Annotated in this window: 11 protein-coding genes; 4 read left to right on the top strand and 7 right to left on the bottom strand. The window is 54.2% G+C overall.

Features of this window, described 5'->3' with window-relative positions; translation table 11 throughout:
* Positions 1 to 15: 15 nt before the first annotated feature.
* The 7 genes from P0H77_RS01815 to P0H77_RS01785 all read right to left on the bottom strand — a co-directional run bounded on the left by P0H77_RS01815 (position 16) and on the right by P0H77_RS01785 (position 8,401).
* Positions 16 to 1,203: a DNA-processing protein DprA gene (locus P0H77_RS01815; protein ID WP_276161876.1), complete on the bottom strand. Its 1,188-nt coding sequence runs from the start codon at positions 1,201 to 1,203 to the stop codon at positions 16 to 18.
* Complete coding sequence (locus P0H77_RS01810; RefSeq protein ID WP_276161874.1) at positions 1,200 to 3,293, bottom strand: RecQ family ATP-dependent DNA helicase; 2,094 nt, start codon at positions 3,291 to 3,293, stop codon at positions 1,200 to 1,202. The genes P0H77_RS01815 and P0H77_RS01810 overlap by 4 nt, the downstream gene beginning before the upstream one ends.
* Positions 3,294 to 3,437: 144 nt before the next feature.
* On the bottom strand, positions 3,438 to 4,778 hold the full coding sequence (gene gntU, locus P0H77_RS01805) for a gluconate transporter (RefSeq protein ID WP_276161873.1): 1,341 nt from the start codon (positions 4,776 to 4,778) through the stop codon (positions 3,438 to 3,440).
* Entirely contained in the window at positions 4,775 to 5,308 is a 534-nt protein-coding gene (gene gntK, locus P0H77_RS01800; RefSeq protein ID WP_276161872.1) for a gluconokinase, read from the bottom strand. The genes gntU and gntK overlap by 4 nt, the downstream gene beginning before the upstream one ends.
* A 151-nt stretch (positions 5,309 to 5,459) precedes the next feature.
* On the bottom strand, positions 5,460 to 6,455 hold the full coding sequence (gene gntR / locus P0H77_RS01795) for a gluconate operon transcriptional repressor GntR (protein ID WP_276161870.1): 996 nt from the start codon (positions 6,453 to 6,455) through the stop codon (positions 5,460 to 5,462).
* 93 nt (positions 6,456 to 6,548) lie between these two features.
* Complete coding sequence (locus P0H77_RS01790) at positions 6,549 to 7,244, bottom strand: pirin family protein (protein ID WP_276161863.1); 696 nt, start codon at positions 7,242 to 7,244, stop codon at positions 6,549 to 6,551.
* Positions 7,245 to 7,366: 122 nt separating this feature from the next.
* Positions 7,367 to 8,401, bottom strand: coding sequence for an oxidoreductase (locus P0H77_RS01785; RefSeq protein WP_276161854.1), 1,035 nt, complete (start codon positions 8,399 to 8,401; stop codon positions 7,367 to 7,369).
* Positions 8,402 to 8,538: 137 nt separating this feature from the next.
* Here P0H77_RS01785 and P0H77_RS01780 point away from each other — a divergent pair, with 137 nt between their 5' ends.
* From P0H77_RS01780 to yhhY, 4 genes are all read left to right on the top strand, one after another.
* Entirely contained in the window at positions 8,539 to 9,621 is a 1,083-nt protein-coding gene (locus P0H77_RS01780) for a LacI family DNA-binding transcriptional regulator (RefSeq protein ID WP_276161846.1), read from the top strand.
* A gap of 284 nt (positions 9,622 to 9,905) precedes the next feature.
* Complete coding sequence (locus tag P0H77_RS01775; RefSeq protein ID WP_276161841.1) at positions 9,906 to 12,998, top strand: beta-galactosidase; 3,093 nt, start codon at positions 9,906 to 9,908, stop codon at positions 12,996 to 12,998.
* Between the two features lie 63 nt (positions 12,999 to 13,061).
* Positions 13,062 to 14,321: an MFS transporter gene (locus P0H77_RS01770; RefSeq protein WP_276161835.1), complete on the top strand. Its 1,260-nt coding sequence runs from the start codon at positions 13,062 to 13,064 to the stop codon at positions 14,319 to 14,321.
* 222 nt (positions 14,322 to 14,543) lie between these two features.
* A complete protein-coding gene (yhhY, locus tag P0H77_RS01765; protein ID WP_276161829.1) occupies positions 14,544 to 15,032 on the top strand; it encodes an N-acetyltransferase in 489 nt (162 codons plus the stop codon).
* Positions 15,033 to 15,259: the final 227 nt, after the last annotated feature.

Raw genomic sequence — 15,259 nt, 5'->3', positions numbered from 1 at the left:
ATCCCCGCGGTTGCGTTATTGGCGAAGCTGATAACGCACCGGGTCAGACAAGCATTCAACTGAGCCCTCAATCATGGCTTTTTCAAGCCAGACGGCAATCTGCTCTTTATGCAGCTTCGTCTCGCTCAGCAGCACCTCCAGGGTTACCGGCGTTTGCGCAAGTCGATTTAGTTCGCGGAGAAACAGGGAATAAAAATCTACGCCTGAAGGGCTATAAGGTGCAGAAGGCTCCTGTAGGGAGAAAAGCATCGGCTGAGTTTGAGCAGGAGTATGATTGCGGGAAGCACGCAAAGTCGCAGGCAAGATATCATGGGCATCTTGTGCGCACCATCGCCCTCCCTTTTGTACAAGCTGAACATTGGACGATTGTTGATCGTCGGTAGGTTTCACCCACAGCGGCACCCACTGATGCTTTAACGCCTCCAGCGCACCGCTCAGCGTGCCGCCTTTCATTCCGGCATGCACGACCAGTGAACTGTCCGCCAGGCAATAAATATACTTATTGCGCGACATGGCATTGACCACGCTAAAACCCGCTTCAGGGTAAAAAGGCGAGATCAGGACCAGGTTACTGCTCATTAATCCCTGCCGCCATTTCGCAGAAGTGGCGGCTTTTATCAGGCTATCGGCTAAGATCCCCGTTGCGGTTCCTCCGGCCGCCAACGCCGCCAGCATGGCGTGTTCATCAACGCCTCTGGCCCCTCCGGAAACAACATTCATTCTCTCCTCAGCCAGCTTTTGTGCCAGCGTTTCCGTGAAATGAAGATCGTCGTTTATAGCATTGCGCGATCCTACTATTGCCACACCGCCTTTACTTAATAACGCTCGATTGCCACAGCCAAAAAGGACAGGAGGAGAATCATTTTTAAGCTGATTTTTTAATCTGACGGGATAATCAGCATCAGCTCGGGTAACAATCCATAATCCCGCGCGTTGCCACTTTTCGACGGCCAGCGCCAGGCTATGGCTGCGTCCTAATAGCGTCATAATGCGCGAAACAGGAATGTCGCTATCATTCCAGTGTGCCAGATGCGTTTCGGCACCCGCCGCCAGTAAATCCGCAGGGGCCAGTTGCTGATACCTGAGCCATAGCGCGAACCGCCCCCATTCTGTATTACTGAGAGGCTTGCATTCTTCATTTTTTGCCGCTGAGAAGTAGCTCGTAAGCAGCAATGTAGCCTGGGCTGTCGCGGTCAGATTCATCCATTTTTCACCGAGGTTGTCGCCAGCGCGAGCGGGAAAATCTCACCGCTGCCCGCCTGACGGAGCAGGGCTGTAAGTATTGTTAAGGTCCAGCCTGAATCGATAACATCATCAACCAGCAAGACATTGCCTGACGGAAGAGGTGTAATGATGTTGAAAACACCGTCCAGATTTCGGCACTGGTGATAACGATTTTGCTGTAGTTTCTGCGGTTGATTGTCTATGACCTTTGCCACAACATCAACAAAAGGTAACTCCAGTTTCTCAGCCAACCTTTTGGCAAACGATGACACAAGATCCGGGTGGTGTAACGATGGAACGCAGCAAACCCATTCTGGAGACGGCTGCCAGCGCTGTAGAATCATCCCGGCAGCGGCGCTCACAAGCGCATCACTAAAGTACCCGGCATGTTTATCCTGCGCAACGAGTTGTCCCAAACCTGCCTCCCCCCAACGCGACAATATTCGTCCTTCCTGCGCTCGTAGGGTAGCGGGAAAGTTGCCACGAAAGGGATAAGTGTTAAACGCACCTGCTGCCACCTGTTTATTCAAATGCAAAGGGATTTCTGAACGCTGTAGGAAAAGATTTGCGTGGTGAATCAGCTCATCGTTACGGGAGGGATCAAACAATGACATCTGTGTACATGCGCTGCATTTACCACAGAAAGTAGGGTTTTCTTCATCCAGCGAAGAACGCAAAAAAGCCATTTTACATCCTTGAGTATCTATATACTCCTGAACTTCGGCTAACTCCCGCTCACGTTGCCGGGTCAAATGATCGATGCGTTTCTGATCTAACACAAAAGGAACCGCTGTCCTGCGCCAGCGCTTATTGTCATAAAGTACAGGAGAAGGAAACTCCACGCTTAGAAGCTTGAGTGTTTTTTCGATTTGGCCCCGACGCAAATTACTTTGCACCTCAATTTCACTTATCGTCAGCCCATCATTGTTTTCCAGTACGTTCAGGATCTCCTGTACATGCGCCAGGGATGGAAATGCGCTTTCCCGGAAAAAATCATGAATAGCACGATCTTCAGCCCCGGCAAGCAATATGCCCACAGCATGTTCAATACCACGGCCTGCACGCCCTACTTGCTGATAATAGCCAACAATAGATGCGGGCATTTGATAATGGATAACAAAGCTCAGATCCGATTTATCGTACCCCATACCTAATGCCGTTGTAGCGACGAGGACTTTAATGCTGTTTGTCTGCAATGCCTCCTCAAGATAAATGCGCCAGGCGTTACTGTCAGTAAAATCAGGATGAGTGGCATCGCTATAATAAGCATAAGCCTCAATGTGGTTCTGCTGTAGCCATGCAGCAACCCAGTCAGCATCGCGTGTCGTCAGGGTATAGACAATACCTGAACCAGGAAGCACAGGGATTACACTGGCAAGCCATGCCAGCCTTGAGGATCGATCGGGCAAGCGCAGCGCATCCAGCGCCAGACTCTCACGCGCCAGCGTGCCGCGTTGAATAATAATGTCGCCCAGTTGCTGCCGGATATCTGTAATAACCCGGTTATTCGCCGTTGCCGTTGTCCCCAATACTGGTGTGCCCGGAGGTAACTGCCGAAGCGTATTCAGAATACGTCGGTAGTCGGGGCGGAAATCATGACCCCAGTCAGAAATACAGTGTGCCTCGTCAACGACCAGCAGGGCGATACTGGCGGCAATCGGCGCAAGTACGGCATCGCGAAATTCATCATTGGCAAAACGCTCTGGAGAAACCAGGAGGCAATCAATGTCGTTAGTTCGAATTTGCCGCACGATCGCCTGCCACTCGTCTTTGTTAGTAGAGTTCAGCGTTTGCGCTTTAATCCCTAATCGTGCGGCGGCAGCGATTTGGTTACGCATCAGTGCCAGCAGAGGCGAAATAATGATGGTTGGCCCCATTCCCCGCTGTCGAAAAATTTTGCAGCTAATAAAATAGACGGCGCTTTTACCCCAGCCGGTTCGCTGTACAACCAGTAATTTGCGTCGTTGGTTAACAACGGAGTCAATCGCTTCCCATTGCCCTTTACGAAATTGAGCCAAAGGATTATTGAGCATATGTTGCAACAGTTGTTCAGCGTCTCGCTTGTGCATATTGTCATTCCCGCGACAAAATTAATGCACGATTAAACCGCTGAAAAAGGCGTTATCAGGATGATGTAAATCAAAGTTAATGAAAGAATAAAAAAGAGAAGAGGATTGCTGCGAGCATGCTCGCAGCAACATGTGCAACAGTAACTAACTCAACAAACTAAACGCAATCGCCCCGACAATCGCCCCGACGGTACCGAGGATGGTTTCCATCATCGTCCAGGTCTTCAGCGTTTGCGCTTCGGTTGCGCCGGTAAATTTGCCGAACAGCCAGAAACCCGCGTCGTTAACGTGGCTGACCACAATCGAGCCGCCCGCGATGCAGATAGACAGGGCCGCCATCTGCGCGCCGCTGTAGTGCAGTTGTTCAATTACCGGCATCACCAGGCCGACCGCCGTTAAGCAGGCCACCGTGGCAGATCCCTGGATAATACGCACCGCCGCTGCCAGCACAAAGCAGGTGATGGCAATCGGTAGTCCCATTCCGGTCAGGGCTTCACCCAGCGCCGGGCCGACGCCGGAATCCACCAGCACCTGTTTGAACACGCCACCCGCACCAATCACCAGCAGAATAATCCCCGCCGGTTGCAGCGCGTGACCGCAGATTTCCATCACCCGATCTTTCGCCATGCCCTGACGCATTGCCAGGCCATAAATCGCTACCAGGCAGGCCACCAGAATCGCGGTAAACGGATGGCCGATAAACTCGAACCATTCGTACGCCGTGGAGCCTTCGGCAACAAAACGTGCGGCGATAGTTTTCAGGCCGACCAGCACCAGCGGCAGCAAAATAAGTGAAAGGCTAAAACCAAATGACGGCATTTTGCCTTCGCCCAGATGCGGCTCGGTAATATCAGCAGGCACATGCAGTTCCACGTAGCGGCTGATGAAATTGCCCCACAGCGGACCGGCGATGATCATGCCAGGAATAGCTGCGCACAGGCCAATGAGGATCATCCAGCCAAAATCGGCGTGCATTTGCGAGGCCAGCAGCATTGGCGCAGGCCCCGGCAGCAGGAAGGCTGCCGCCGCAGCGACCCCGGCAAACAGCGGGATCACCAGTTTTACCAGGTTAGTGCCCGTGTGACGGGCCATCGAAAAGGCGACGCTTATCAGCAGCACAATTGCCACTTCAAAAAATAGCGGCAGCGCGCAAATCAGCCCCGCCAGGCCAATCGCATAGTGCGCGCGACTGTGGCCGAACGATTTAAGCATTTTGACGGCAATCTGATCGACTGCCCCTGTTTCATGCAGGATCTTACCGAACATCGCGCCCAGCGCGACCACAATCGCCAGAAATCCCAGCGTGCCTCCCATCCCTTTTTCCATGGTTGCCGCGATTTTGTCGAGCGGCATACCGGAAAAGAGACCTGCACCAATAGAAACCACCATCAAAGCGACGAAGGCGTGCATACGCGCCTTCATCACTAAAAACAGCAGCAGCAACACCGAGCCGACTGCTGTTAAAACAAGCGTTAATGTACTCACTGATTACTGCCTTTGTTGATGACTTCAATAGTACTGGCGACAACACCCTCCAGCGGCTGATCGATATCCACGATCAGCACGTCACCCTCGTCCGCACCCGGCTCCTGAAGGGTTTCAAACTGGGTCACCAGCATTTGCGTCTTGAAGAAATGGCCTTTACGCGCTTTCAGACGGCTTTCGATCACCTCGAAATCGCCTTTCAGGTAGATGAAAGAGAGATTCGGATTACCCTCGCGCAGCTGGTCGCGATAGTGCTTTTTCAGCGCCGAGCAGACAATCAGCGACACTTTGTTAGTGCGCTGCATGGCAAAGGCGGCGTCATTTAGCGCCTGCAGCCACGGTTTACGGTCATCGTCGTTCAGCGGCTCACCGGAAGCCATTTTGTTAATGTTGCTGCGCGGATGGAGAAAATCGCCGTCCAGGAAAGCAGCGTGTAGTTGATGCGCTACTTCGCTGGCAACCGCAGATTTACCGCTGCCGGAGACGCCCATCAGGACATAAATGTGGTGATCGTGATTCGTCGTGCTCAAAGCGCCCTCCCAACAGGATTGATTAGCTGAGTATTCTGAATATTTGTTACGGGTAACAGTTATCGGTAACATTGTCCGGTCGGACAACTGCAGAAGCAATAACCATTGGGCGCAGAAGTGAATAAGTGTGAGCTACGTCAAATTTGTCAGACTAAATAGATCCACCTGGTGACAATGTGAAACCTAAATCTAACATTTTCGGCGTCACGACCTCGCCCCGGATCCGGGCCAGCAGGCGTTCGGCACCGATGCGCCCCATCCGCTCGCGCGGCGTCAACACGCTGGCAAGCCTCGGCTCCATCACCTGACCGATATCGTGGCCGTGAAAACCGGCAATCGCGATATCGTTGGGGATGTTCAGCCCCAGCCGCTGACACTCAAATGCCGCACCGACCGCAAGGTCATCGTTGGTACAGAAGATCCCGTCCAGCTGCGGATACTCACGACGCGCCTGACGCATCAGCTCAATACCCGATGAATAGGAAGAGGACTGCTCGACCATCACGCTGTAAGGCGTCAGTCCGGCATCCAGCATCGCCTGTTCATAGCCCTTCTGTTTGATGATAGTACGTTCATCCAGACGTGCGCCGAGATAGGCGACATGGCGATGACCACGGGCGATAATCGCGGCGGTCATCTGGCGCGCCGCTTCAAAGTTATCGAACCCGACGGCGATATCCAGACACGGTGACTGGCTGTCCATCAGTTCCACCACCGGAATACCGGCGACTTCAATCATCTTCAGGGTGCGGGGCGTATGGGTGCGTTCGGTGAGGATCAGCCCGTCGATGTTCCAGGAGAGCATCGACTCCAGCCGCTCCTGCTCCATTTCGGGTTTATAACCGTAGTGCGCCAGCATGGTCTGGTAGCCGTGCGCATCGGTCACGCTTTCAATACCGCGCAGCACTTCGGCAAACACCTGGTTGGTTAATGAGGGAAGCAGCACCCCTATCGCGCGGCTGGTGGCGTTGGAAAGAATATCGGGAGCGCGGTTGGGAATGTAACCCAGTTCGTCAAGGACGGCGGCAATCTTGCCTCGCAGCGCAACGGAGACCTGCTCCGGGTTACGTAAAAACCGGCTGACCGTCATTTTGGTCACGCCGACGCGATCGGCCACATCCTGAAGTACGGGTCTTTTCTTTTTCATCGTCCGCAATGAGATAAAGAGGGAAACATTTCCTCAGTTTATCACGGACGACGCTCAACCTTTCCTGCCATCAGGAAAGGTTGAGCAAATTATTTATACCGGTGGCAAATCAAACAGCAAAATTTCACTGCCGCTGTCGGCATGAACGGAGATAGCCTGTTCATCCCAGATTGCCAGTCCATCCGCGGTGGTGGCTTTGATGCCGTTGATAGTGACGTCGCCTTTCACCACCTGGATCCAGACGCGGCGGTCGGCGGCAATCTGGTGCACCGACTGCTCGTCTTTCGCCAGCGCCCAGCGGTAGAGTTCCATATCCTGATTCACTTTCAGCGATCCGTCACGGGCGTCCGGCGAAAGCACCAGTTGTTTACCCTGCGCCGCGTCAAAGCGGCGCTGCTCATAGCGCGGTGCGATGCCGTTTTTCTCCGGCATAATCCAGATTTGATACAGATGCAGACGTTCAGTGTCACTCGGATTGTATTCCGAATGCCGCACACCGGTTCCGGCGCTCATGATCTGGAATTCACCTGCGGGCACCTGCTCTTTATTGCCCATGCTGTCCTGATGCTCTACCGCGCCTTCCAGCACGTAGGTCAGGATTTCCATGTCTTTATGCGGATGCGTACCAAATCCCTGTCCCGGATCGATAACGTCATCGTTGATAACGCGTAGCGCCGAGAAGCCCATAAAGTTAGCATCGTAATAGTTGGCAAACGAGAAGGTGTGCCAGGAATCCAGCCAGCCGTGATTAGCATGCCCGCGCTCGCTGGCGTTGCGTAAGTAGATCATTTTTTTACTCCCGTATGCTGTCGATGGAGTAAGTCTGGACCGAAAGCAGACAGGATCATAGAGGGTGAAAATTGACTCCTCTGTTCAAAAATTATGAACAATGGAGGAGCCAATCCACGCTATCAGGCGAGGGTAACCGTGGCGGGAGACGCCTGCTCGAATCCGCGTTCAAGGATTTCGAGATTAGTCATTACCTCAGATTCTTTGACGTAATTTGCCGCGCCGGTAGTGATGGTGGCATACAGCGCATCATAGACCCGGCCATAGTCGCCGATTTCCGGCGTAACCTCTTCCCGCACGGTTAAACCTTCGTCGTTGATATACTCCAGCTGGCCGATACTCTCATCAGCGGCAAAACCTGGTTCACCCGGCATCACGTTGGCTTTCAGGCTGGTCTCCTGCTGGTCAATACCGTATTTAATAAACGAGCCTTTGGTGCCGTGGACGATAAATTTTGGATAATCGATTTTGACCAGATGGCTGGTTTTCACAATCGCTTTCAGATCGCCATAAAAGAGCTGCGCTTCGAAAGTATCATCCGGATTCTCTTTATTACGCAGGCTGCGAATATCATAGGCAACGTGGTCAGGACGACCAAACAGCGAGATGACCTGATCCAGCGTATGCACGCCGAGCCCGTAAAACATGCCGTCCTGCGGCAGGCCGGGTTTGGTTTCCGCTACCGGGCGGTAGTAGTCAAAGTGGCTTTCGAACTCCACAATGTCGCCAAGTTTACCGCTTTCAATCACTTTTTTAGCCGTCAGGAAGCAGGCGTCAAAACGCCGGTTCTGGTACGGCGTCACCGTCAGCCCTTTGCTTTTCGCCAGTTCAAAGAGCGTTTTCGCCTCGGCCATAGTGGGGGTAAACGGTTTTTCCACCAGCACGTTTTTACCCGCTTCCAGCGCGCGTTTCGCGTAGTCAAAGTGGCTGTCCGCATGGGTACAGACAATCACCAGTTTGACCTTTTCGTCGTTCAACACTTCATCCAGATCGCTGGTGAAGTGAATATGCGAATAGTGCGGCTGCTGCTCTTCCGGCTTTGCATGGCGGCGAAAGATATGGGCCACGTGCCAGCTGTCTTTGCGGTTCAGCACATAGGGAAGATGGTAGCGGGTGGTACTCTTGCCGAAACCGATAAATGCACACTCCAGAGTCATGGTCATATCCTTTTTTGACGTCGAATACCATTAACCTTAATGCATTTTCGCGAGGGATGGCACGTTGATTATCCGGCGCGGAAGCGGAATATGTGTAAAATAGCCCGGTCCGTTGTGTACGTTTAAGGAAATCCGGTATGAAAGCCAAATCTGTGACGCTATACGATGTAGCCGACGCTGCCGGTGTCTCCTATCAGACGGTTTCACGGGTCATTAATCAGGCCAGCCACGTCTCGCAGAAAACCCGGCTTAAGGTTGAGGAGGCGATGCAGGCGCTACACTACGTGCCGAATCGGGTCGCACAGCAACTGGCGGGCAAGCAGAGTCAAACGATCGGCCTTGCCACCACCACTCTCTCTCTACATGCCCCGTCACAAATTGCAGCGGCCATCAAATCCAGAGCGGGCGAGCAGCAGTTTAATGTCGTGATTTCGATGGTTGAAAAACCGGGGCCGGAAGCGTGCAAAGCCGCCATAAATAGCCTGCTTTCTCAGCGGGTCGATGGCCTGATCGTTAATATCCCGCTGGAGAATGAGGACGCGCAGGCGGTGCAATCCGTGTGCGGCGGCGTACCGGTGCTGTTCCTCGATGTTTCCCCCGATCTCCCGGCACATCATATTATTTTCGATCCGTTTGAGGGCGCACGACTCGGCGTCGATCATCTGGTCAACCTGGGCCATCGGGAGATTGCTTTACTGACCGGGCCGCTGGCGTCGGTGTCGGCACGCCTGCGTTTTGAAGGCTGGCAGCAGCAGCTCGCTCATCACCAGCTCCGCGCCGCCACTGTGCTGCACGGCGACTGGAGTTCGCTGTCCGGGTATGAACAAACCCTGCGCTTGCTTCAGGGGAAGACCATGCCTGGCGCCATTCTGGTGGCCAACGATCAAATGGCGCTCGGCGCGCTGCGGGCATTTTCGGAAGCGGGTCTGCGGGTACCCGAGGAGATGTCGGTTATTGGCTATGACGACACTGAAGACAGCGCCTGTTTTATTCCGCCGCTGACGACCATAAAGCAGGATTTCAAAGTGCTGGGCCGGGCAAGCGTTACCCGCCTGATGTCGTTAATCTCCGGGGACGATAAAGACGGTAGCTCGCAGATGCTGCCGGTAACCCTGGTAGAGCGTAAAACCACCGCCGCGCCTGGCAATGCCTCGCCAACGGCTCAGGCGCTGGCCGAGGCGCTGGCCACGCTGGCGCATCAGGTGGCACGCCTGCGCTGAGTGCCGGCAGCAAGTGATGCTATTGTAAGGTGGTTTTTTGTGCCGCCCTGCCCGGCGGCGCTGCGCTTGCGCGGGCCTACAAGTAGTCTAACCCGCTGAATTTTCTGTGGTTGTAGGCCGGGTAAGGCGTAGCCGCCACCCGGCAGGCCATGCCACCGATGCCAGCAACGTAACAGAAAAGTTTGTGACGTTAGTCACCTAAACTCCCTCTCCCGCTTTACAGACTTTCCATCGGAAACCATAGTCAATCCAAATTGTGAGCGCATCGCAAAATTTAAAGGAACATGACTATGACTATTCACGCGGGCACGCCCGGTGCCACTCTTGCTTCCATTCTCGCGCGCCGCGACTGGGAAAATCCGGCAGTAACGCACCTGAATCAGCTTGCCGCACACCCTCCCTTTGCCAGCTGGCGTACACCGGACGCCGCGAGGACAGATACTGCGTCTGACAGCATTATGTCGCTCAACGGGCGCTGGAAATTCAGTTATTTTACCCGTCCGGAAGCGGTCCCCGAACGCTGGATCGCCCAGGATGAAGCGAGCGCGGATGAGATAACCGTGCCGTCGAACTGGCAAATGCTCGGTTATGATGCGCCGGTTTATACTAACGTCACTTACCCTATCCCGGTGAACCCGCCGTTTGTCCCGCAGGAAAACCCGACAGGATGTTACTCGCTCACATTCAACATCAATCCGGACTGGCTGAACAGCGGTCAAACGCGGATCATCTTTGATGGGGTGAACTCCGCCTTCCACCTGTGGTGTAACGGTCACTGGATAGGCTACGCGCAGGACAGCCGTCTGCCCTCCGAATTTGATTTGAGCGGCGTGCTACAGCCTGGCGAAAACCGTCTGGCGGTGATGGTGCTGCGCTGGAGCGACGGCTCGTATCTGGAAGATCAGGATATGTGGCGGATGAGCGGCATATTCCGCGATGTTTCTCTGCTGCATAAGCCACAAATGCACCTGAGCGATATCCGTATTACCACGCAACTAAACGAAGATTTTACCCGGGCAACTCTGGGAGCGCTGGCCATCGTGGGCGGCAATGTGGATGCAAAGACGCAGATTGCCCTGCAACTGTGGAAAGACGACACGCTGGTCGCAGAAACCCAACAAGCCATCGGCAGCGAGATTATCGACGAACGCGGTGCTTACCATGATCGTACTACCCTGCACCTGTCGGTTGACCGCCCGCTGCTGTGGAGCGCCGAGGTACCGCAGCTCTATCGCGCGGTGATAGTGCTGAAAAATACTGACGGTGAGGTGATTGAAGCCGAGGCGTATGACGTCGGCTTCCGCAAGGTAGAAATCTCTCAGGGGTTGCTGAAACTCAACGGTAAACCGCTGCTCATTCGCGGCACTAACCGCCATGAACATCATCCTGAAAACGGTCAGGTGATGGACGAAGAGACCATGCGCCGAGATATTCTGCTGATGAAACAGCATAACTTTAACGCCGTGCGCTGCTCGCATTATCCCAATCATCCGCTGTGGTATCGCTTGTGCGATCGCTACGGTTTGTACGTGGTAGACGAAGCCAATATTGAAACGCACGGCATGGTGCCCATGAACCGTCTGACCGATGATCCTGCCTGGCTGGCGGCGATGAGCGAGCGCGTGACGCGTATGGTGCAACGCGACCGTAATCATCCGTCTATTATCATCTGGTCGCTGGGCAATGAATCCGGCCATGGTACCAATCATGACGCGCTTTATCGCTGGATCAAGGCGAACGATCCTTCTCGCCCGGTGCATTATGAAGGCGGCGGCGCAAACAGCCCGGCGACCGATATTATCTGCCCGATGTACGCGCGCGTGGATCAGGATCAGCCCTTCCCGCAGGTGCCGAAATGGTCGATCAAGAAGTGGATCGGCATGCCGGACGAGACGCGTCCGCTGATCCTCTGCGAGTATGCTCACGCTATGGGCAACAGCCTTGGCGGGTTTCATAAATACTGGGCGGCATTCCGCCAGCATCCACGGCTGCAGGGCGGGTTTATCTGGGACTGGGTCGATCAGTCACTGATCAAGCACGACGATAGCGGCCAGCCTTTCTCAGCCTACGGCGGCGATTTCGGTGATACGCCCAACGATCGCCAGTTCTGTATGAACGGACTGGTCTTCGCCGATCGCACGCCGCATCCTTCACTCTATGAAGCGCAACAGGCACAGCAGTTTTTCCAGTTCACCCTGCATGAGAACAGGCTGCTCATCACCAGCGAATATCTGTTCCGCCACAGCGATAACGAACGTCTGATCTGGACGCTGAAGCAGGAAGGCGAGACGCTGGCGCAGGGCGAAGCGGTGCTGAATATTGCGCCGCAAGGCACGCAGACGCTACTGCTGGATGCGCTCCCCAGCGTGACCCGGCCGGGGCAGGTCTGGCTCAATGTCGAAGTACAGCAGATTGCCGCTACCGCCTGGAGCGAGGCCGGACATGTCTGCGCGTGGCAACAGTGGCGTATGCCGGAGGTCATCGACGTTTCTCCCGCTCCACGGACGGGCAGCGCGCCGCAGCTTAACGTCAGCGAAGCGTATTATGAAATCCACCACGGCAGCCAGCGCTGGCAGTTCAGCCGTCAGACTGGCCTGCTCTCACAGTGGTGGGCGGATGGCAAAGAGACGCTGCTCACGCCGTTGCAGGATCAGTTCACCCGTGCGCCGCTCGATAACGACATCGGCGTCAGCGAGGCCACCCGCATTGACCCTAACGCCTGGATGGAACGCTGGAAAGCGGCGGGGATGTACGATCTTGAGTCTTCGCTGGCACGCTGCGACGCCAATACCTGCGGGCAGGAGATCCAGCTCCATACTGCACATCTCTGGCAGCATCAGGGCAAGACATTGTTTATCAGCTGCAAAACATACCGCATTGACGCCCAGGGTGAACTGCACATCAGCGTGGATGTCGATGTTGCCCATGGCACGCCCGCCCCGGCGCGTATCGGTCTGACCTGCCAACTGGCGGACGTAGAGCCTGACGTCACCTGGCAGGGGCTGGGGCCGCATGAAAACTATCCGGACCGGAAATCCTCCGCCCGTTACGACCGTTGGCAGCGCCCGCTGTGCGATCTCTATACCCCTTACGTCTTCCCGGGCGAAAACGGCCTGCGCTGCGATACCACACGGCTGGAATATGGCGACAGCTGCTGGCAGGGCAATTTCCATTTCAATATCAGTCGCTACGGACAGAAGCAGTTGCGGGAGACCTCGCACCGCCATCTGTTAAGGGAAGAACCGGGCGTCTGGCTGAATCTGGATGGTTTCCATATGGGCGTCGGCGGCGACGATTCCTGGAGCCCCAGCGTTTCAGCCGAATTTTTATTACAGGAAAGTCATTACCACTATGCGCTGAGCTGGGCCCGTCGTTAACGGCGGGCTTCTATTCGGGCAGGCCTGGCCAGTCTGCCCGCTGCTACCCTAAGGATAAAAATCATGTACTACTTAAAAAACACCAATTTCTGGATGTTCGGGCTGTTCTTTTTCTTTTACTTTTTTATCATGGGAGCGTATTTCCCTTTTTTCCCTATCTGGTTGCATGATATCAACCACATCAGCAAGAGCGACACGGGGATTATTTTTGCCTGTATCTCCTTTTTCTCTTTGCTATTTCAACCGATTTTTGGCCTGCTGTCCGACAAACTGGGATTGAGGAAACATCTGCTGTGGATCATTACCGGTATGCTGGTGATGTTCGCCCCCTTCTTTATTTATGTATTTGGTCCGCTACTACAAACCAATATTCTGCTGGGATCGATTGTCGGCGGGATCTATCTGGGATTCATCTACAACGGCGGCGCGCCGGCGATTGAAGCCTACATCGAGAAAGTGAGTCGCCGCAGTCAGTTTGAATTTGGACGGGCGCGGTTATTCGGCTGCATCGGCTGGGCACTGTGCGCTTCTATTGTCGGCATTATGTTCACCATCAACAACCAGTTTGTCTTCTGGCTTGGCTCCGGCTGCGCGGTGATCCTTGCGATCCTGCTGTTTATTGCCAGGCCGCAAGCGCAGCCTTCAGCGCAGGTCGCTGATTCGCTGGGCGCAAACCATTCACCGTTCAGCTTCCGCCTGGCGCTGGAACTGGTTAAAAACCCGAAGCTCTGGTTCCTGTCGTTGTACGTGGTCGGCGTCTCCTGTACCTATGACGTTTTCGACCAGCAATTCGCCAACTTCTTTACCTCGTTCTTTACGACGCACGACCAGGGAACCCGTGTCTTTGGCTACGTCACCACCATGGGCGAACTGCTCAACGCCTGCATCATGTTTTTTGCGCCGCTGATTGTGAACCGCATCGGCGGGAAAAACGCGCTGCTGCTGGCAGGTGCGATCATGTCAGTGCGCATTATCGGTTCGTCGTTTGCCTCTTCACCGCTGGAAGTGATTATCCTGAAAACGCTGCATATGTTCGAGATCCCCTTTCTGATCGTCGGCTGCTTTAAATACATCACCAGTCAGTTTGAAGTGCGTTTTTCGGCGACGATTTACCTGGTCTGCTTCTGTTTCTTCAAACAACTGGCCATGATATTTATGTCGGTGTTTGCAGGATACATGTATGACAAGGTGGGCTTCCATGGCGCGTATCTGGTGCTGGGTTTGGTGGCGCTGGCCTTCACCGTGCTATCCATCTTTACGCTAAGCGGCATGGGCCCGCTGGCGGCAATCCGCTCCTTTGGTAAGCGGGAAACGCTGGCCTGAGGGTAAAAAAAAGCCAGCACGCGGCTGGCTAAGATAATACTGGAAGCAATGTGAGCAATGTCGTGCTTTCAGGTTCTCCGTAAAGGACTCCCTGAACGCATGACAATAATAATCATTATCATTCGCACTTGTCTACTCCTTTTTTGAAAATTTTGCCGGTTGACAGCGTTGCGAAAGTCATTGATGTTAAAGGGGACTTCTAACACACTGAGGATAAAAGGAATGAGCGATATTGTGATACGCCACATCGAAACGCGCGACGCAGAAGCATTACGTCAAATCAATGCGCATCCTGAGGTGTATCCTGATCTGCTCCAGCTTCCCTATCCTTCCGTCGAGCTATGGCAAGAGCGGCTAAAACCCCAGCCGGGTCTTCGTCATCTGGTAGCCTGTATTGATGAGCAGGTTGTCGGACATCTGGCACTGCGCGTTGAACAAAACGCGCGTCGCGGTCACGTTGCCAGTTTTGGTATCAGTACTGCACCTGATTTTCGCCAGCGCGGCGTAGGATCGGCTCTGATGCGCGAAATGGTGAATCTCTGCGATAACTGGCTACGTATTGAGCGGATCGAATTAACGGTCTTTGTCGGGAATCCGGCTGCGGTGGCACTGTATCAGAAGTTCGGTTTTGACATTGAAGGCACCGGCAAGAATTACGCGCTGCGTAATGGAAAATATGTGGATGCCTATTTTATGGCGCGGTTGAAATAATTTGCTGCTTCTTTTTTAAGGGAAGCGGTAATAAACCGCACTCACTGGCAATATACCGAAAATGGTCAGGGGTCGCCCCCTGACCGGCTCCGGGCGCGTCGCCAGTGCGGCCTGCAGCCCGTTTAAGTGCTACCGTTATTTACGGCGGCGGGCAAGGTAAACCAGGATAAGACCGGATAACACCCCCGCGAGGGTGCATACCGTCAGATCCTGCAACATCGCCATTA

It is taken from the genome of Superficieibacter sp. HKU1 (assembly GCF_029319185.1).
Classification (GTDB): domain Bacteria; phylum Pseudomonadota; class Gammaproteobacteria; order Enterobacterales; family Enterobacteriaceae; genus Superficieibacter.
The sequence above is the reverse complement of the archived record's forward strand: the minus strand, read 5'-3'. Positions and strand labels throughout refer to the sequence as shown.